The 18,260-nt window shown below is 38.8% G+C and carries 15 protein-coding genes; 12 read left to right on the plus strand and 3 right to left on the minus strand.

Annotated features, from left to right (window positions below):
• Nucleotides 1-99: 99 nt before the first annotated feature.
• Nucleotides 100-1,212 (plus strand): tetratricopeptide repeat protein, encoded by a 1,113-nt coding sequence (locus tag JMN32_RS14010; RefSeq protein WP_202856968.1) that lies wholly within the window; start codon nt 100-102, stop codon nt 1,210-1,212.
• 36 nt (nt 1,213-1,248) lie between these two features.
• Here JMN32_RS14010 and JMN32_RS14015 read toward each other — a convergent pair whose 3' ends face one another.
• Nucleotides 1,249-2,808 (minus strand): ABC transporter permease/substrate-binding protein, encoded by a 1,560-nt coding sequence (locus JMN32_RS14015; protein ID WP_202856969.1) that lies wholly within the window; start codon nt 2,806-2,808, stop codon nt 1,249-1,251.
• 280 nt (nt 2,809-3,088) lie between these two features.
• On the opposite strand from JMN32_RS14015, the gene JMN32_RS14020 reads away from it, so the two are divergent.
• From JMN32_RS14020 to JMN32_RS14055, 8 genes are all read left to right on the plus strand, one after another.
• Entirely contained in the window at nt 3,089-5,278 is a 2,190-nt protein-coding gene (locus JMN32_RS14020) for a GAF domain-containing protein (protein ID WP_202856970.1), read from the plus strand.
• Nucleotides 5,279-5,342: 64 nt separating this feature from the next.
• Nucleotides 5,343-5,843, plus strand: coding sequence for a hypothetical protein (locus JMN32_RS14025; protein WP_202856971.1), 501 nt, complete (start codon nt 5,343-5,345; stop codon nt 5,841-5,843).
• A 19-nt stretch (nt 5,844-5,862) separates the two neighbouring features.
• Complete coding sequence (locus tag JMN32_RS14030; RefSeq protein ID WP_202856972.1) at nt 5,863-6,255, plus strand: hypothetical protein; 393 nt, start codon at nt 5,863-5,865, stop codon at nt 6,253-6,255.
• 8 nt (nt 6,256-6,263) lie between these two features.
• Nucleotides 6,264-6,668 (plus strand): hypothetical protein, encoded by a 405-nt coding sequence (locus JMN32_RS14035; RefSeq protein ID WP_202856973.1) that lies wholly within the window; start codon nt 6,264-6,266, stop codon nt 6,666-6,668.
• Nucleotides 6,669-6,815: 147 nt separating this feature from the next.
• Entirely contained in the window at nt 6,816-7,745 is a 930-nt protein-coding gene (locus tag JMN32_RS14040) for a hypothetical protein (protein WP_202856974.1), read from the plus strand.
• A 75-nt stretch (nt 7,746-7,820) separates the two neighbouring features.
• On the plus strand, nt 7,821-8,183 hold the full coding sequence (locus tag JMN32_RS14045) for a DUF805 domain-containing protein (protein ID WP_202856975.1): 363 nt from the start codon (nt 7,821-7,823) through the stop codon (nt 8,181-8,183).
• Between the two features lie 43 nt (nt 8,184-8,226).
• Nucleotides 8,227-9,768 (plus strand): T9SS type A sorting domain-containing protein, encoded by a 1,542-nt coding sequence (locus JMN32_RS14050; protein WP_202856976.1) that lies wholly within the window; start codon nt 8,227-8,229, stop codon nt 9,766-9,768.
• A 20-nt stretch (nt 9,769-9,788) separates the two neighbouring features.
• Nucleotides 9,789-11,660, plus strand: a complete 1,872-nt coding sequence (locus tag JMN32_RS14055) for a T9SS type A sorting domain-containing protein (RefSeq protein WP_202856977.1) — start codon at nt 9,789-9,791, stop codon at nt 11,658-11,660.
• Between the two features lie 83 nt (nt 11,661-11,743).
• Here the strand turns inward: JMN32_RS14055 and JMN32_RS14060 are convergent, their stop codons facing one another.
• Together JMN32_RS14060 and JMN32_RS27640 are read right to left on the minus strand one after the other, a co-directional pair.
• The gene (locus JMN32_RS14060) at nt 11,744-12,676 is read right to left on the minus strand and encodes an ABC transporter ATP-binding protein (RefSeq protein WP_202856978.1); all 933 of its coding nucleotides are present in this window, start codon (nt 12,674-12,676) and stop codon (nt 11,744-11,746) included.
• 515 nt (nt 12,677-13,191) lie between these two features.
• On the minus strand, nt 13,192-14,328 hold the full coding sequence (locus JMN32_RS27640) for an adenylate/guanylate cyclase domain-containing protein (protein WP_202856979.1): 1,137 nt from the start codon (nt 14,326-14,328) through the stop codon (nt 13,192-13,194).
• Nucleotides 14,329-14,563: 235 nt separating this feature from the next.
• Here JMN32_RS27640 and JMN32_RS14070 point away from each other — a divergent pair, with 235 nt between their 5' ends.
• From JMN32_RS14070 to JMN32_RS14080, 3 genes are all read left to right on the plus strand, one after another.
• Entirely contained in the window at nt 14,564-16,945 is a 2,382-nt protein-coding gene (locus JMN32_RS14070; RefSeq protein WP_202856980.1) for a GAF domain-containing protein, read from the plus strand.
• A 212-nt stretch (nt 16,946-17,157) separates the two neighbouring features.
• Entirely contained in the window at nt 17,158-17,667 is a 510-nt protein-coding gene (locus tag JMN32_RS14075) for a hypothetical protein (protein WP_202856981.1), read from the plus strand.
• Between the two features lie 60 nt (nt 17,668-17,727).
• The gene (locus JMN32_RS14080; protein WP_202856982.1) at nt 17,728-18,198 is read left to right on the plus strand and encodes a DUF4199 domain-containing protein; all 471 of its coding nucleotides are present in this window, start codon (nt 17,728-17,730) and stop codon (nt 18,196-18,198) included.
• The last annotated feature ends 62 nt before the right edge of the window (nt 18,199-18,260 follow it).

Consider the following 18,260-nt stretch of genomic DNA (forward strand, 5'->3'; position numbering starts at 1 on the left):
AATAAATTTATTATTTGCAACTCGTTGTTTTTGCGGTTATCACTATTTTGTTTGAAATCACCTATATTTGATGTCATTGGAATGATTAATCAATTGCCTATGAAAGCTCTGAGTGTTATTATTTTAATTTTGTCTCCTATTCTGTGCATAGCCCAGTCTGCTGAAGAGTTATACACTAAAGCCTTAAAGAGTATTGAAAATGAAGATTACAAGGAGGCAGTTTCTATATTGACCAAGGCTGTTGAGGCGAATAGTAAATATAAAGAAGCTTATAACCAAAGGGGGTTTTCGAAAAATCAATTAGGTGATTTTTATGGTGCCATTGGCGATTATAACATTGCCCTGGAGGTAGACTCTACCTTTGCAGATGCGTTGGTCAACCGTGGAGAGGCAAAGTTTAACCTTGGGGATGATTATGGAGCCATGGAGGACTATGACAAGGCCATAAAGTATGACTCTAAATCTGCACGAGCATATACCAACAGGGGCTTTGCTAAATACAACCTTGAAGACCTACAAGGTGCATATTTTGATTTCTCCAAAGCCATTGAGTTGGATCCTAATGATGCTGATAAATACTTCAATCGTGCGGTTGTAAAAGCCGAGCTTGAAGAGTATATCAGTGCAATTGATGATTATAATAAATCCATCTCTCTTGATCCGTCAGATCCTGATGCTTATAACTATTTAGGTGTGGCTCAATATAATATTGGTGAAGTGGAAAAGGCCATAGAAGGATATAATAAATCTATTGAAATGGATGCATCTGACCCTGTCAAATTTGAAAACCGAGCTTTGGCAAAAAGTACACTTGAAGATTACGAAGGAGCACTGGCTGATTATAATAAATCAATCGAGCTATTTAATGAAGATCCTGATACTTATAATTTGAGAGGAGTAGTAAAGTATAATCTTGAAAACCATGAAGGTGCTATTGAAGACTACAATATGGCTGTTGAGCTCGACCCATACAACCCCGTTTACTATGATAACAGAGCATTATCAAAAATGGCACTTGAAGATTATAAAGGTGCTATCCAAGATTATTCATATTCAATAGAGTTGTTCCCAACCGACCCTGAGACCTTCCACCAGCGAGGCTTAGCCAAAATACAAAAAGGTGATAAATATGATGGGTGCCTCGATCTTAATACAGCGGTGGAGCTAGGTTCCGAAGAGGCAAAGGCTTCTGTTAAAGAGTATTGTAAATAATTCACTTTAATATATAAAATCAATAGGTGTAGACACCTATTTTTTGCGTGCCTTTGCTAGGTCACTAATAGATTGAATGCCTAAACTTTCTGCCTGTTTTTTCCTCATCATTAATGCAAAAGTATTGTTGAAACCAAGGGGAGGAAGCCAAACAATGTTATATTGCTTTTTAAACTCCTTGCTTACAAAATCGAAAACCTTGTCCTTATGGTATGGGATATTAACGTCCTTGTTGGGCTTTAGTATTACAAGCAGCCCGGTGCCTGTGTACTCTGGATAAATGTCTATTTCTCCTGTATCCAAAGCATCAAAGAGTAATTTGGTTCCTCCAAAACCGAGCTTTAGGTCAACGGTGAGTCCTGTTTTGTTTTCAATAATAATTTTGAAAATGTGAGCCAGAATATAGCTTTCAGTAAAATTTTTTGATCCTATAAGCACATCTGGGTTGCCTGAAAGAGAAGCTTCAACCGGAAACCCTTTACTTTTTAGAAAACCCATGGCCACCTCTCGGATATCTACTCCTTTTTCATCTACCAGGAAGTTCATTCGAGCCATTTCCTCATCTGAAATTGTGTTTGCTAGCTCACTTAGTGCTACTGCTATTCTGGGGTGTTTGTCCAGAGTCTTTTGGTGTATGATTGGAGATGCATGATATGGGGGGAAATAATTCTTATCATCTCTTAATTTATAGAGATTGAAAGCTTCAATTCTTCCGTCGGTAGAAAAGCCACTGATTACATCAACGTGCTTGCTTTTAACGGCTTGGTACATCAGCCCAATTTCCATTTCTTTTACTTCGAGGTCAAGGCTATAGGCTTCTTTTAGGCCCAGATAACCATCTCCACGCTCAATAAACTCAGACGGGAAACCCGCAACAAATCGAGCTGATTCAGTCTGTCCACTTAGGCTATACCAAGTTATAAAAAGAAGACTGGCCACCGCTGTGATTAATATAGGCTTAATAAGCTTATAAATGTGTTTTTGAATATGGCTCATTAATGTATCAAAGAATAGAGCCATTAAGGCCGCAGGGATAGCGCCGGCAAGTATCATATGTGGGTTATTGGTACTAAGGCCACGAAAAATAAATTCACCCAAGCCGCCTGCTGCTATCAATGCGCATAGGGTGGCAACCCCTACATTAATAACAAAAGCCGTACGAATGCCAGCAAAGATTACTGGCATGGCTAATGGTAACTCTACTTTTATTAGCACCTGCTGAGGGGACATACCCATACCTATAGCGGCTTCTTTTATGGCAGGATCTATTTCAGCTATTCCAATATAGGTGTTTCTAACTATTGGAAGGAGAGCGTATAAAAACAAGGCTACAATAGCTGGCACAACTCCTATCCCCAGAAAAGGAATGAGGAATCCTAGTAATGCCACACTGGGTACTGTTTGTATGGCATTAACAAAACCTATGATTGGAGATGAGAGTTTTCTCTTTTTACTTATAAAAATACCCAAAAATAAACCCATAGCTGTGGCAATTGCCAGTGAAATCAGGCATAGCCATAGGTGCTCCAGGATTTGATCCAGCAGTTCTTGCTGGTGAGATTTTATAAACGACTTGAACTGATAAATTTGATCCATTAGGGCATTTGATTCATACAATCATTTGATATTCTACGGTTTATGCTAGGGGTTTCATACTTGTTATAGTACTCAGAATACTTCATAGCATTAAAATTGAGCATATTTTATTAATGTCCACCTTTTTGTCAACCAAAAAGCCCACCTTTTTGTCTAGTAGCATATAAAAAAACTATGTCGTAAAACTCTTATCATCGCAGTCTGGTTCAAACTCATTAACTGATAGAATTCCTCAAACTAACAGATTAATGAGGATGTGAAAGTTAATGTATGAAATGTGATGACAAAATTGAAGGTTAACTTATTGGGGAAATTTGCCATTACTTATATGGTATTGCTTGTAATGGCGCTAGCTGTAGTTTATGCTCTCTATTTTAAGCATAAAGAAATGAAGATGCTGGGTTATGAAGTTCAGGAAGTACAAATGCCGACAATTTGGCTTTTAAGGGAATTTGAGGTGTTGCTTTTTGAATCGCAGAATACAGGTATTGCTCATGATAAGATAGCTAATAAATATAGCACGCTTAAAAAAGAATATAAGAATCTTGTTGCTGTCATAGGGAAAGATGAAAGTTCTGAGAAGTTCCTGAATACATTTGAAGCTCTACTGATATCAAGGGAAGAGTTAATAAAGCTATTAACCGTTAGTGAATCGGGAACTTCTGAGTTAACAAGCATATCGGTGGATAACATCAAGAGGAAAATTGAAAATCGGGTTTCCAATATAAAGAAAATGCTTGAAGGCGTGATTCAGGCACAGGAGCGGAAGGTCTCTTCAGTTGTGGTTGAAATGGAACGTGCGGATGATGTTTTAGTTGTTTTGGTAATCCTTCTGCTCCTGATTTTTATTATTGGATGTCTACTTTCACTTTATCATGTAAGAGAGAAACTATATAAACCTCTTACCCAATTGAGGAATATCATTGTCGCCATCAGTGAAGGAAAATTGGTTAACGCAGATTTTAAAATTGGTCAGGATCAGGTAATGACCAACGCTCTGGTCAACTTGATTAATGATCTTAAGGAACGAACTGCATTTGCTGTAGCCATAGGCAACGGCAATTATGACAATGATATAGAGCTTAGGAGTGAGGATGACGGAATGAGTAGGGCGTTGCTTGAGATGAAAGAAAATCTCAAGCGAAATGCGAAAGAGGAAAAACAAAGAAACTGGATAGTTTCTGGCCTTGCGCAATTTGCGGATATCATACGCAGCAAAACAGACCTTAAATTGTTGGCTAACAGTATTATTAGCGAAATGGTAAAATATACCAATTCCAATCAGGGGGCACTTTTTATTGTCGAAGGTAATGATGAGGGAGACGCTTACCTTAAAATGGCAGCCTGTTATGCATGGGATAAAAAGCGGTTTGTTGATAAGGAAATCCAGCTGGGAGAAGGGTTAACAGGTGAGTGTTGGCAAGAGGGTGAGCCTATATTCATCACTCAAGTTCCACAAGAGTATGTCCACATTACCTCTGGTTTGGGTGAAGCTACACCAGGCTGTGTTTTTATAGCTCCATTAAAAGTAAATGAGGATACCTATGGTATTCTGGAGCTTGCAACATTTAGGCCATATGAGGAATATGAGCGTGAATTTATACTTAAAGTAAGTGAAAATATTGCTTCTGCTATTTTCAGTGCCAAGATGAATACACAAACTCAAAACCTTCTGGAACTGAGTCAACAACAGGCAGAAGAAATGAGAGCGTCAGAAGAGGAGTTAAGGCAGAATATGGAAGAACTGCAGTCTACCCAGGAAGCTGCAGAAAGAAGAAACGTTGAGTTGGAGAGAGCGGGCATACAGGCTGAAGCCCAAAAGCAGTCCATGTCCAGAATGCTTGAGAAGCTTAAGGAAAAGGAAAAACAAAGCGATGAACAGAGGCAGCAGTTGAGAGTACAGGGGGAAGAGCTACTTCAGAACATGGAAAAACTGAGGGTCACTCAGGAGGCTGCTGAGAAAAGAAATGCGGAATTAGAACGTTCAAATGCCCAGGCTGAGGCTCAAAAGCAAACTATGAGCAAAATGCTTGAGAGGCTTAGGCAAAAGGAAAACGAAAAACAGGAACAGACGGAACAGTTAAAGGCCCAGGAGGAGGTGTTGCGACAGAATATGGAGGAACTGCAGCGTGCGCAGGAAGTGGCTAATAAGAAAAACCTTGAACTTGAACGCGCAAATGCCCAAGCAGAGGCTCAAAAGCAATCTATGGCCAGAATAATTAGTAAGCTCAGGGAAACGGAAAGGCAGAATAAAGAACAGGCGAAAGAATTGAGAGCGCAAGAAGGAGCGTTACGTCAGAGTATGGAAGAACTTTTGGCCGTGCAAGAGGAGAAGGAAAGAGCAAGAAAAGTAGAAGAATCAAAATCAGTAGAGGTTCAAAAGAAACTAACACAAGAGCTGGTAGCTAAATTAAAAACAGCTGAAGAGGAAGTGAAACGGCTTAGGTCTATGAACCAAAGTCAGAATTAAAAATGTGTAAATCAGAGAATCTTATATGAGTAGTTATTGACAGAAATTTTGATCAAAATCAGGTATGATAACCAAGGAATTATTTGCTATAAAGTTTGAAACAGATGATAAAAGTGGATCTGGGTTTCTGCTGCAAGAGATAAATTCCCTGCTGCTAATTTGTAAAGGCCCGGTTTTGAAGGAAGAGTTCAAGTTAATTATTGAAGAGGGGATTAAACAAATAGAAAGAACCAAGGTAAGAACCTGTATCGCCGATTTCGGTCTAATGAATATAGGCGGAAATGCCAGTCATGTAAAAAATGATTTTCACGAAAATGTTTCAGCAGTTGGGGTAACGGAATTAGCCATTGTATTACCTATCAACTCAACTAATGGAGAGTGCATTCAAAATGCCAGCGAGTCTCAGGCGCAAGCCCCAGGTTCGTTAGTGGCTTATTATTCTTTTAGTCTATCAGATGCATTGCTATGGGTTACTAATAAGAAAGGAAAACCAGTATCGTTTAGAACGGCGATCATACAAATGAAGGAGAGGGTAAAATTTGCTATAGGTATAAAAATCAAGTAACACTTTAAAGAGAAATACTATGAAAGTTTTTTTTGAAGAGGATTACGCCAAGGTATCATATGACTCTAATAACAGCATAATTATCTATGAATGGCTAGTTCCGCCTACTGAAACAGAGTTTAAGTATGGGTGTGAGCAGATGATTCGGGCTCTGGCTCACTTCAAGACTGGGAAAGTGGTGGTGGACACTCGTGAACAGGGTACAGTTGCAAATCACCTTTTAGAATGGATGACTACTGATTGGATAGCCAAAGCAGTAGCCGCAGGGTATTCACATGGGGCAATTATATTGCCTACAGATGTTTTTACTCAACTGTCTGTGGATGAGATTATGGATACGGTTAGTAAAAAAGTGATATCTCGAAATTTTGATAATATGGAGCATGCTCTTGATTGGATTCTAAAACAATAATTGAACTCATGGAGATCTACTTTGAATCGGACTACGTCAAAATTCTTTATGAGCAGTCAGCTCAATATGTCAAACTTCTGTGGCTGACACCTCCAACAAATGAAGAATTTAAGGAAGGTTGTGGCCATATGCTGACAGCTATTGGCCATTTTGGGGTAAGAAAAACGTTGGTAGATGCCAGATTACAGGGAGCTGTACACTCTGACCTTATAGAATGGATGGGTGAAACATGGGTCAAGCGGGCTGCTGTTCTTGGACAAAGGCATTGTGCCGTAATCTCACCTACTGATGTATTTGCCAGTTTTTCTTTGAGTGAAATAGCTCCCATAGGAGTGCGAGCTCAAGTGATAACAGAATATTTTGATAACGAAGAGCATGCCGTTGATTGGTTTAATAAACTAACAACGGCATAGGCTTTTAGAGGTAATGTATACTGAACTAAATGATATCAAGGTGTGATCACACATTAGTCGGGATAATGATAGTTGATAAAAAGCAGTTGGTCTAACTGTCAGAATAGGAATAAACCTGAAAGGTCACATAATCTAAAGTAATTGCACTTGAATACTGATTTACTAGAACGCCAAATACTCTTACACTCAGTTCGTAATTCTATTATTATAGTATTAATATACTTAATATATGATTTGCTTACAGGTGACAACAATGACCTCATTACCATAGATGTATTTGTGTCTTTGGTGTTTGCTGCTTGCTATTGGCTGGTGACAGTACACTTCTCTGTATTTGTTAAAAGGTTTTTAGCTTTTTTTTATCTCACCGCTGTTACATCTGGATTTTTTTTGCAAGGTGGAATGGGGGCTCTCACAGCTATAGATTTTTGTGCGGTCATGTTGGTGTTCTCAGCAATATTTAATGGAACAGAGAGGAGCATTTTCCTACGGGCCATTCTGATTCTTATCCTGCTATTAGGCTATGTTGAAGTATTTCAAACAGACCTCATTGATAATATCAGAGTGAATGATAATCCTATAGTAAGTGTAGCTGAAATAGTCTTGCGTCTTCTAAGCTTATTACAAATTTTTCTGGCTTACAAAAAACGATATGATTTGGAGCAGTCTCGTCTATTTTTAGCTAATGAACGGCTGGAAAATGCACACAATCAAATTGCAGAGTATAATAAAAACCTGGAAGAATTAGTAGATAGTAGAACTCAAACCATTCAAGGCCTCAACAACAAGCTTATTGAGTATACTTACTTCAATTCACACAAAACAAGAGCGCCATTAGCCAGAATACAAGGGTTACTTCACATTATGAAATTAAAGCCAGCCTATATTGAAGATAAAGAAATGCGCAAGGTAGTAGACCTGGCTTATATGAATAGTATGGAGTTGGATAATATCATCAGGCAGTTTTCAGCTTTGCTTGAGCTGGAAATATCCAAGTCGCAAGAAAAAAGTGAGGGGAAACAAAGAAAACTTCCGGTTTATGAGGGTGATACAATGATGTATAGGAAAAGCATTTGAATATGGTGGAGAGAACATATTATCCACAAGGGTTGGCAATAGCAACTTTTGACACATTACTAAAATGAAGAGTCTATGTATTGGTATTTGATAGCTTTTAGGAAATACACTAGGTTTTATGGAAGAGCCAGAAGAAGAGAATTCTGGATGTTTATGCTTTTCAATATACTGTTTATGCTTCTTGCCATAGTGATAGACGCCAAGGCAGGAACGGCTTTTATTGGGTTCGGTGTGGGGTTATTTACAATCACTTACATGTTGGTGGCATTTCTGCCCACACTGTCGGTAAGTGTCAGAAGGCTACACGATATAGGTGAGGGGAGCCAAATGCTGTTATTCGGATTGGTGCCTCTTTTTGGAGCAGCATGGCTCCTGATCCTATTTGCCAGAGATGGTAACCCTGGTGGAGGGAACCAGTACGGGCGTTGTCAGAAATGATGCATGTCATGAGAAATTAAATTATCAATTGAACGAAAGAGATATGAAAATTAAGAAAAAATTTTACTTGCCTGTAATCCAGGTAGCACTTTCATCCTTCCTTCTATTAGGCCACTTTGAAGGAAGCTCTCAGTGTACTAGTGGTTACAGTTCTGGGAACCTGACAATTTCCAGTGCTTGCACAATAAGCTCAGATATTACCATAACTGGCAATTTAATACTAACTAACTCTGCATCCTTGGTTATTGACCCAGGTGTCACTGTCACTGTGTCTGGCGATTTGCAGACAGGCTATATGGCAGGTGCTTTGAACATATCGGGAGGTGGTAGTCTGGGTGTAAGTGGCAGATTCTTTAACGATGTCAGAACCAATACTTCTTTTACCTTTTCTAATGTTGACGTAACTGTAGGGAATAATGGAGGAGTAAGTACTAGTATAAATAATTATGGTTCCACGATGAGTCTTCTCAACGGAAGCTCATTTACAGTTACTAATGGTACTTTTGAGAACGACAATGGGGCTGGGCTTACCATTGATAACTCTACACTAACAGTTTCTTCAGGCGACTTTATTAATGACTTTCAGGCCGTGACTACAATTCAAAATAATGGTTCATTAATAGTCTCTAATGGTAACCTGATTACAGAAGATCAGTCACACCTGACTGTTGATAACAGTACCGTAATGGTATCTGGTAACATGAACAACGACTACTATGCCCAATTGGATGTGCAAAACAATTCAACCTTTACCATTGGCGGTGATTTTAACAATGGAAGCAATACGGATTTCTCCGTTACATCGGGTTATGTCAATGTAAACGGATCTAATATGAGTGTTGGTGGTAATTTTGATAATGATTATGGAAGTGATGTGACCATTGATGGAGGAGGAACATTGTCTGTAACCAACGATTTGACTAATGATCAGGCAGCTACAATAGATATACCAGACGGTTCGCTTGTTGTAGGAGGCACTATTACAGATAATTTTGGAGGTATCAACGCTTCATGCTCTGGTGGTTGTTGTGGAAATGGCTGTGGAGCTCTGCCAGTGACGGTTATTGTACTGGAATATCATCTCATCAATAACCATGTGGTGTTGGAGTGGAAAACGGCTTCAGAGCTTAATAATGATTATTTCACTATTGAGAAATCAACAGATGGCAAGTCTTTTATAGGGGTTGGTCAGATAGCAGGAAATGGGACAACCGATGTTTCCAATGCATATGTATGGAAAGATAAAGCCCAGCTTGTTGAGAAGGTTTATTATCGTCTGAAGCAAACAGATTTTAATGGTAGCTACACTTATGAGCGGGTGATTGTTGTTGATGCGAATAATGATAAAAGTCCCGAACTTGAGGTAATGCCTAACCCCGTCTCTCAGGATGACCTGATTTATATACATGGAGCCATTGAAAATGAAGCTTGGCAGATTAAGAACACTAATGGGCAGGTACTTAGAGAAGGAATTCTTTCTGGGCGGCCTGCAACAGTCGATATCTCGGGCTTAAACAGTGGCATTTATATTCTTGATCTCCACTCAAACCGCCATCAAAAACAAGTAAAGATTATAGTTAAGTAAGACTTTTAACTTTTTAATATATGTTAACTATAGTTCGGCTTTTTCTTAGTGTATTCATACTCATGTTATTTGAGATTAACTTAAATGCTCAAAGCATAATAAATGCATATGCCAAAGTGACTGGCATTTCGGGTACAACGATTACACTTTCTGACATCAACGAGAGCTATGATACCTTTGTCTCCGGTGAGCAGATTATAATTATGCAGATGCAGGATAATGTTATTGGACTCAATACTTCTAATGATAGTAATTTTGGTGCGCTTGATAATATTCAATCTGCCGGCTTGTATGAAGTGGCTACGATCAGCACAGTAGCACCTTCGGCTATTACGCTCACCGCCGCTTTGAAAAATCCATATCATACAGGAAGTAACTCTTCCTTACAAATTATATCATTCCCTGATTTGGGAGCAGGTGGGGATTATGCTACTACATCTGATCTGACAGCATTTGCGTGGAACGGAAATATTGGGGGTATAATTGCTCTGCAAGTTGGAGGAGTTTTGACATTAAATCATAATGTTAATGTTGATGGCAAAGGTTTTAGAGGAGGTACAGTTTCCGGAAATGATGGAACAGTTGCCTGTTATGCCTCTACATGGACAACTAGTAATACAGGTTATGCAGGGGAAAAGGGGGAAGGAATATATAAAATAACAGATGCCAACTATGGACATGGACGAGCAAAAATAATTAACGGTGGTGGTGCCGGAGCTATCCACAACGGCGGCGGCGGCGGCGGTGGAAACGTTACTACCGGCGGAGAAGGAGGCGACGGTTGGAATTGCTCTGCCAATCCTGTTGGTGGACAAGGTGGAATTGCTTTGGATTCATATATAACCTCCGGCCGGATATTTATGGGCGGTGGTGGTGGTGGTGCGCACCAAAATAATAGCGTTGGCTCTTCAGGAGTTAATGGAGGAGGGATAATATTGATTAAAGCAAATGAAATTACTACTTCAGGACCATGTGGCGGGCGTATTATTTCAGCCAATGGTATTAATGGCAATGATTCAGGAAATGACGGGTCTGGTGGTGCCGGGGCAGGGGGAACGATTATTTTTAGTGTCCCAAAGTTTAGCATTGATGCCGCTTGTACTTTGGCAGTGTCGGCTAGTGGAGGCAATGGGGGTTCAGCCATTACTGCAAATATACATGGAGCAGGAGGTGGTGGAGGCCAAGGCCGAATAATGTTCACTGTAGCACAGCCAGGAAATACATCAGTATCTACAAATAATGGCTCATCTGGATGTAATAATGACTCTAATCCGTGCAATTCGACCCCAGGCCAACAGCCTACTGGCTCTAACGGGCAGGGTGTTAGTGATGAAATAGGTTCTGATCCACTGCCTGTTTCTCTTCTGTATTTTAATGGCGTGATTGGGAAATCAGGATATGTAACACTTAGGTGGGGTACAAGGAGTGAACTGAATAATGACTTCTATACACTTGAAAGATCAATAGATGGTAGTGCTTGGGAAGTTATAGGGTTTAAGGATGGTTCTGGTACAACTTCTGAAGAGCAAAATTATGATTATATAGATGATAGCCGTGGTGCCAATGCTTTATTCTACAGGTTATCTCAGACAGATTTTAATGGCAGAAGTGAATATTTAAAAACTATCAGTTTATCAAATTGGGAGAAAAATGAAATGCTGCTCTACCCAAACCCAGGAAAAGGAAAGTTTGCCTTGCTAATAACCAATCAGGCTGATGAGGACAATATTACGATCGAATTATTTGATATAATGGGCCGAATGGTGAAAGTAGAATTTCTCCACACTGGCAATAAGGTTAGTTTTCAATTAGAGAATGAACCCAAGGGCGTTTACATGCTTAAGGTTAGGGCAGGTAGAAAAGATAGCTTATTGAAGCTAATGCTTGAATAAAAAGTATTCCTTGTTGTAGTGTGGGCCACATCAAAAATTTTTGAGTGGCTTTCACTCTTACCTTTTATTGTTGCGCGCTGTGGTTACAGGCAGCTTTCATGCTTAATTTGTTTAATCAAATTTTCCCTATGATTAAAATAGGTTTTTAACAAGTCATCAAAGTTAAGAGCTCTGTCTTTGTTCGTATGCGTCTGGTATTCTGCTAAAGTGGTATCAGGGTTGATATTGGTATCTAGGAAATCTACCCCCATAATTTTTACCAAATCTTGCAAGGTTATGGTGTTTAATTCTAACTGTAGTTTATGTTGGCTGAAGAATTCTCTTACAAACTCATTAGCAGGGTTAAAGAGGAGTTCTTTTGGCGTGCCAATTTGTTGAATAATACCTTCGTTAAGCAGGCATATCTTATCTCCCAATACCATGGCTTCAATAATATCATGGGTAACTAGAATAATGGACTTGTCAATAGCCCCCTCCAGGTGCTTAAACTCTTTCTGAAGTTCTTGCCTGGTAATTGGGTCAAGAGCACCAAAAGGCTCGTCCATCAGGATAAGAGAAGGGTTTCCCGCTAGTGCCCGTGCAATACCCACACGCTGTTGCTGCCCTCCACTTAGTTCATGTGGTTTCCGAGGTTTTAACGTCAAGGGTAAATTCATCATTTTTAACAGACCGTTCACCTTATTTTGGATTTGTTCTTTATTCCAGCCAAGGAGTTCCGGAACAATGGCTATATTTTGCTCAATAGTGTAATGAGGAAAAAGCCCTATGCTTTGAATGACATACCCTATTCTTCTTCTGAGTTCATACGGAGTGAGCTTATCCGTATCTTCTGACTCAATAAATATTTTTCCACTATCCTTTTCAATAAGTCGATTAATCATCTTTAAAGTGGTTGTTTTACCGCTTCCGCTTGTGCCAAGTAAAACCAATACCTCCCCTGGGTCAACGGAAAACGAAATATTCCTGACCACAGGAGTTGAATTAAATGACTTTGATATATTGAGGATTTCTATCATAGATGTTTAGTAAAACTAATGAAATTAATGCGAATTAATCATAGGTCAGGTTTTACAAAGAGAGTCACTTGCATATAGATGTTGAAACTGCGGGGTTTTAGGGTACTTACCCTTTCGTTTTTTGATACAGGGGCAGAAAATGTGGTTGCTGTCCATTCTATGAGCGTAGGGAATTTGATATAGGAAGAGCGAGTAGAATTTTCCCCAGCGGGGTTTGCTGTGGTAGGAAATAGCTTTGGAGTAAGTGAGGGTCATTTATTTGGAAATGGTTTTCTGCTACCTAAATGGCTTCACCGATACTCTTAAAGAGACTGCAATTTCATAACCCATTTCCTTTATCATTAAAATCACCTGTAAAAGTTGTATTGATATTATGGAGGTGCTCAATAGCGTGGAGGAAAGCATAATGGGGTTTAGTAACCATAACTTTCCAAGTATCATAAAGGGAAAACTTCTTGTTGAGTTAAGTTTGCCGATTAACGAGACATTAACCGTTAGTGAATAAACGACTATACTCAGAGAGTGGCTTGGTGAAAAGCAGGTTTTGGGGTAGACATCAGTTGTTTTTTTACCGAACAAACATCTATACTGGTGAGCTTACCTTTGAGCTGTATCTGCCCAATGGATTTAGAGCTATAGCCGTTTAGAGTATCAGTTCTTTGAAGAAGCTCTCCGGAGATAAGGAAGTGTTCTCCATAGTCATTACAAATGGATTGTATTCTTGAGGCCGTATTAAGAACATCACCATGGTATGCAATATCACGTTTGATATTCCCAATTTCAGCCACTGTTACTAAGCCTCCATGCACACCAGCTTTAAATTCAGGAACAACACCGTACCTTTTCATATAATGGTTTCGTCGTTTTTCGAGTGCTTCTTTAAACGCATAGAAAATAGAGATATACTCGAGGGTTGATAGCACGCGATCAGTCCGCCAGGTAAGTACTACCTCATCACCTACATATTGGTATATTTCTGCCTTAAACTTATCTACAAGTAAATTGATATCATCAAAACAATCTTTTATGAGTTGTGAATATTTAATGTTGCCTAGCATTTCAGCATAGGTCGTTGATGATTTAAGGTCCATAAACAGGAAAATGCGGTCTTCCACCACCGGGCTCTGGTATTTACCACTGATAAAGTTGATCAGGTTATTAAGTCCAAACTTTTTAATGGTTTGAATCACAAAGTTTACAAGCAGAGTTTGAAAGCCCAGGAATATCACGGCAAAGCCAATGATCCAATAAACGATTCTGAACTGACTCATTTCCTTAAATGCATTTTTTGGGAAGAAGTCAAACTGGCTCATGATAAGAGAGACCGCGATTGTGCTCAAAAGGAATCCCCCTAAATAAACCGCACTTTTTATAAGTATTACTTTACCAAAGCTATATTTTTCAACCAGAAGTTTTTCAGAGATCTCATTAGCGCCAATGAACAGCAATCCAAATAATAGCCCAAATAGCACAGCCTCCAACATCTGAAAAGGGGATGCCCAGTATTTAATAACAGGGTTTTGAATGACTGTAAGGTCAATTTCTGCCAACTCAATGAATCCGGTAACATTAGCTAGGGCAAACCATGATGATAAGCCCATAATGAATACCCAATACAGAAGAATTAGGATATATAGTTTTAGTTTATTCACCTTATAAAATTAGAAATAATTCCTTATTTCAAATGGTACGTACCGCATTCATTTTTTCCTTTCAAGTCAGATTTCAAGTTTATTCGCAGTATTTAAAATATAATGATGAATGAAACGACTAAGTAGTATGTAGTTATGATTTCGGAGGACTCTCGACAAATTTAATTAGAGGGTCAAACCCAAACCTATTTAAATTTAATTTCGTTCTAAATTAATGTGCTTAACACCCTGAGAAATGACTTTATGCAAAATAAATCCTGCCGATTTCCCTTTTGAGAGTGTGCTTAACCTGGCATCGCTGATCAATTATTGGGAGTCCAATTTAAAATCTAATACATTGTTTTCTGGGTATCCAGCGGATGAAATACGTAGAATGATAGATGAGGCACCTGAGTTAAGAGAGCCTGTATACAATCTGGAGGTGCTTGACAAGCATAAGAGGTTGATGGGACTTTTAATGAGTGCTGTTTTTCCTCCTGCTATGATTGAGTCTGAGTTATCTGCGGCTATAGTCCCCTTCAGTTTTAAAGGAGTTTTTGCTACCCCAGGTTATCTCAAGGTCATGCCGTTTGATCATATTCGAGAGGATGTGAGCGTTAACTTGGCTGAAGATAACATTTTGGCGGGCAAAATTATGATGGCCTGTGTGTTTATTTTGAACAAATTTTATGGCACTAACTTATCCATGGACAAGCCTATGTTGGCGTCTGTTCCTGATGATAAGACAGGACTAAAGCAAATATTTAAGGTAAACCTGAACACCCAGTTTGTAGATGTAGTGTGTCACGGAGAACCTGATCCGATAGATAAAAAAGTAATCAGAGAGTTGCTTGACGACCTGTACAACACTGAATTGTGGTTGAAACATATCAAGCCTGAAAAATATCAATTTCAAGGGTTTGGAATCATCAAGCTTGTAGACGTAACGGTGGAAGAGATGTTGTCTTCCATTAAATATGATCTTTTGAAGAAAGATGCTGTTACGTGTGCCGATAGTTTTCAATTGATACAGGAAAAAATAAGAGCTATTTTCCGTTTACCAGAAATGAAAATGGGCTTATCATATATTGACCCGAATAATAACGTGATCTCCAATTATGGAGCCAGTGACTGGAGTAGCTTTATGATGCCTAAAAGCGAGGAAACACTTACATGTGAATGCTTCGAGGGGTCTGTTTATGAGGGTGCTTATAAAAGAATGAGACCTGTTGTAATAGAAGACCTTCGTGAATACGAAAGCAAGGGACCAATTGAGCGCTCATTACTAAAAAAGGGCATAAAGAGTATTGTTGTAGCCCCTCTTGTTCATGATAAAGAGGTTATAGGTATGCTTGAGTTAGGAGCTTCTTATCCAGGGAAATTAAACCCTATGAATGCTGCTCAGGTAGCAAATGTTCTTCCGATGTTTACCGCCGCTGTGAAAAGAGTATTGGGTGAGATGCAGACAGAAGTGAGGGCTCTAATACAGGAAGAGTGTACCGCTATTCACCCCACGGTAGAATGGAGGTTTATGGAAGAAGGGTACGAGTTGATGAGCCGGAGGAGAAAAGGTATAAAGGCTGAGCTAGGGGATATTATTTTTCCTGAGGTATATCCCATTTATGGACTTTCTGATATTCGTAATTCATCGCTGGAGCGGGCCAGGGCTATCCAACAGGACCTTAAAAATAACCTGAAGCAGGTTAAGAAGGTGATATCAACCATATTGGAGTATAAAAATATGCCTATACTGGATGAGATAAATTATCGGGTAGACCTCGAAATAAAGAAAATTTCTAAAGGACTTGATTCAGGAGATGAATCCGGAGTGCTGGACTTCCTTCGAAGCGAAGTTGTGCCTACATTCAATTATTTCAAGGAATCAGAGGAGCTTCTAAGGCCTGTCATTGAAGATTATGAGAAGCTTATTGATCCAAAATTAGGTGTTATTTATGATAAGAGGAAAGATTTTGAAGAGAGCCTGACCAAGATCAACGAGACTATATCCATTTACCTGGATCAGGTGGAGCATCGTGCTCAGGATATGTTTCCACACTATTTTGAGAAGTATAAAACAGATGGAGTTGAATACAATATCTATCTGGGAGAGTCTTTGGTTCAGGGTAAGAAGTTTAGCGAGATATACTTGAGAAACTTCAGACTTTGGCAGTTGTTAACGCAATGTGAGATAGCAGTAAGCATAGAAAAACTTAAACCGGAATTGTCCAAAGAACTGGACATTACCCAGTTGATACTGGTTCATGGTGAGCCTTTGTCCATCAAGTTTAGGAAAGATGAAAAACACTTTGATGTAGATGGGGCTTACAATATCAGATATGAAATAGTAAAGAAGCGAATAGATAAGGCTTATATTAAGGGGGATAATGAACGCCTTACTCAACCCGGAAAAATCGCTATAGTTTATACTCAACAGAAGGAGGCTGATGAATATCTGCGATATATCAAATACCTTAAAGCTATTGACTATCTAACAGGTGATGTGGAGCACTTGGAGCTTGAGGAATTGCAAGGAGCTAATGGGCTGAAAGCCATTCGAGTAGAGGTCAACTTGAAGTCTCAGGTTAAGGACTTTGGCAATGAGCTTCTCAAAGATGTCATTGCAGCCATAAATGTTTAAATCATTTGTATAGCTTTAGGTTTTACTTAAGTAGACTTTGTAAGAGCTGGCAAACATCAATCATAAGGATACAACTACTTGTGCCGTTAAGTAATTAGTGGCGTAAGTAGTTGTTTTGTTTTTTGATACAAATCGAATTGCTAATATTTTCTTACCTATGGGTTTTGTAGAATGTACTTGTATCTTAGTTATTCTAAAATATTAAGAGGAATATGGTCATACGCCTTACAATGCTTTTTTTAGTGATTTCTTCAAGCATGTTTGCTCAGGATGTAGAAGAGCTGGATAGGAGAAATGGATTTAAAGACATTAAAATGGCTTCCAGCATAACAACTTATGAGGGGCTTGAGTATAAAAAGGATATAGAAGATAAGGTTTTTCCGGAAGCTAAATTGTACACTTCTAAAAAGGGGTATTATGAGAATATTGGGAGCCTGAAAATCTTTGATCTGGAAGTAAAGGTGTACAAAGATTCAATTTTTGAAATTAAAGTCATTACAGAAAAAGACCCCAACCTTTATAAAGGGCTTAAGAGAGCTTTTGGCGAACCGAAATTTGCTTATAGAACTAATAAGTACTACTGGAAATCAGAGCGATTGAAGCTTTTGTATAGCTCATATTCAAATAACAAGATTGAAATGGTTTACAGATCTTTTTTAATGAATAATAAGTTGAAAGAGGAAAAACAACAAGTGGTGGAGGAAATTGTAGATGACTTTTAGATAAATAAGAACAAATATAGTGGCTAGTTTGTTTTAGTTAATACAATAAACAATACCACTATGAGCAAGTATTCAATAGAAAAAATCGGACTCAGGTACGGTATTTATGCGGCCGTAGCCTATATTTTGTTTTTTATTATCATGCAAATTGTTGGGTTGGCTCATTTCTATTGGTTAAGAGCGCTCAATTACATATTCCTGTTTTCAGCTGTATTTATGGCCATCAAAGACTATAAACATACTCATAAGAAATCATTTGCCTATCTCAATGGAATAGGTGTTGGGGTGGTAGCATCAGTCAGTTCATGCCTGATTTTTGCGGTCTTTTTATGTATCTACTTGGATGTTATAAATCCTGGTTTTATGACTGCTATCAGGGAGAATGAAATGTTTGGAGAATACCTTAATCCTTACATTGCAGCGGCAGCTGTTCTTTTTGAGGGCTCTTTCTCAGGTATTACAACAGCTTTTATTCTAATGCCTTACTTTAAAAGAAGTCATGCTGATGAAACCGGACAGGCAGTACCATAAATGGCAGCTTTTAATAGTACCGGACTTTACTGGTTTGGTAATCAGTTTCTGTTGTGTCAAAA

The organism is Fulvivirga marina, from assembly GCF_016775155.1.
In the GTDB taxonomy this organism is placed as follows: Bacteria; Bacteroidota; Bacteroidia; order Cytophagales; family Cyclobacteriaceae; genus Fulvivirga; species Fulvivirga marina.

Bases quoted from the DNA above. Each gene is read 5' to 3' on its own strand.
- JMN32_RS14010 (WP_202856968.1), top strand. From the start codon at position 100: ATGAAAGCTCTGAGTGTTATTATTTTAATTTTGTCTCCTATTCTGTGC.
- JMN32_RS14015 (WP_202856969.1), bottom strand. From the start codon at position 2,808: ATGGATCAAATTTATCAGTTCAAGTCGTTTATAAAATCTCACCAGCAA.
- JMN32_RS14020 (WP_202856970.1), top strand. From the start codon at position 3,089: ATGACAAAATTGAAGGTTAACTTATTGGGGAAATTTGCCATTACTTAT.
- JMN32_RS14025 (WP_202856971.1), top strand. From the start codon at position 5,343: ATGATAACCAAGGAATTATTTGCTATAAAGTTTGAAACAGATGATAAA.
- JMN32_RS14030 (WP_202856972.1), top strand. From the start codon at position 5,863: ATGAAAGTTTTTTTTGAAGAGGATTACGCCAAGGTATCATATGACTCT.
- JMN32_RS14035 (WP_202856973.1), top strand. From the start codon at position 6,264: ATGGAGATCTACTTTGAATCGGACTACGTCAAAATTCTTTATGAGCAG.
- JMN32_RS14045 (WP_202856975.1), top strand. From the start codon at position 7,821: ATGTATTGGTATTTGATAGCTTTTAGGAAATACACTAGGTTTTATGGA.
- JMN32_RS14050 (WP_202856976.1), top strand. From the start codon at position 8,227: ATGAAAATTAAGAAAAAATTTTACTTGCCTGTAATCCAGGTAGCACTT.
- JMN32_RS14055 (WP_202856977.1), top strand. From the start codon at position 9,789: ATGTTAACTATAGTTCGGCTTTTTCTTAGTGTATTCATACTCATGTTA.
- JMN32_RS14060 (WP_202856978.1), bottom strand. From the start codon at position 12,676: ATGATAGAAATCCTCAATATATCAAAGTCATTTAATTCAACTCCTGTG.
- JMN32_RS14070 (WP_202856980.1), top strand. From the start codon at position 14,564: ATGACTTTATGCAAAATAAATCCTGCCGATTTCCCTTTTGAGAGTGTG.
- JMN32_RS14075 (WP_202856981.1), top strand. From the start codon at position 17,158: ATGGTCATACGCCTTACAATGCTTTTTTTAGTGATTTCTTCAAGCATG.
- JMN32_RS14080 (WP_202856982.1), top strand. From the start codon at position 17,728: ATGAGCAAGTATTCAATAGAAAAAATCGGACTCAGGTACGGTATTTAT.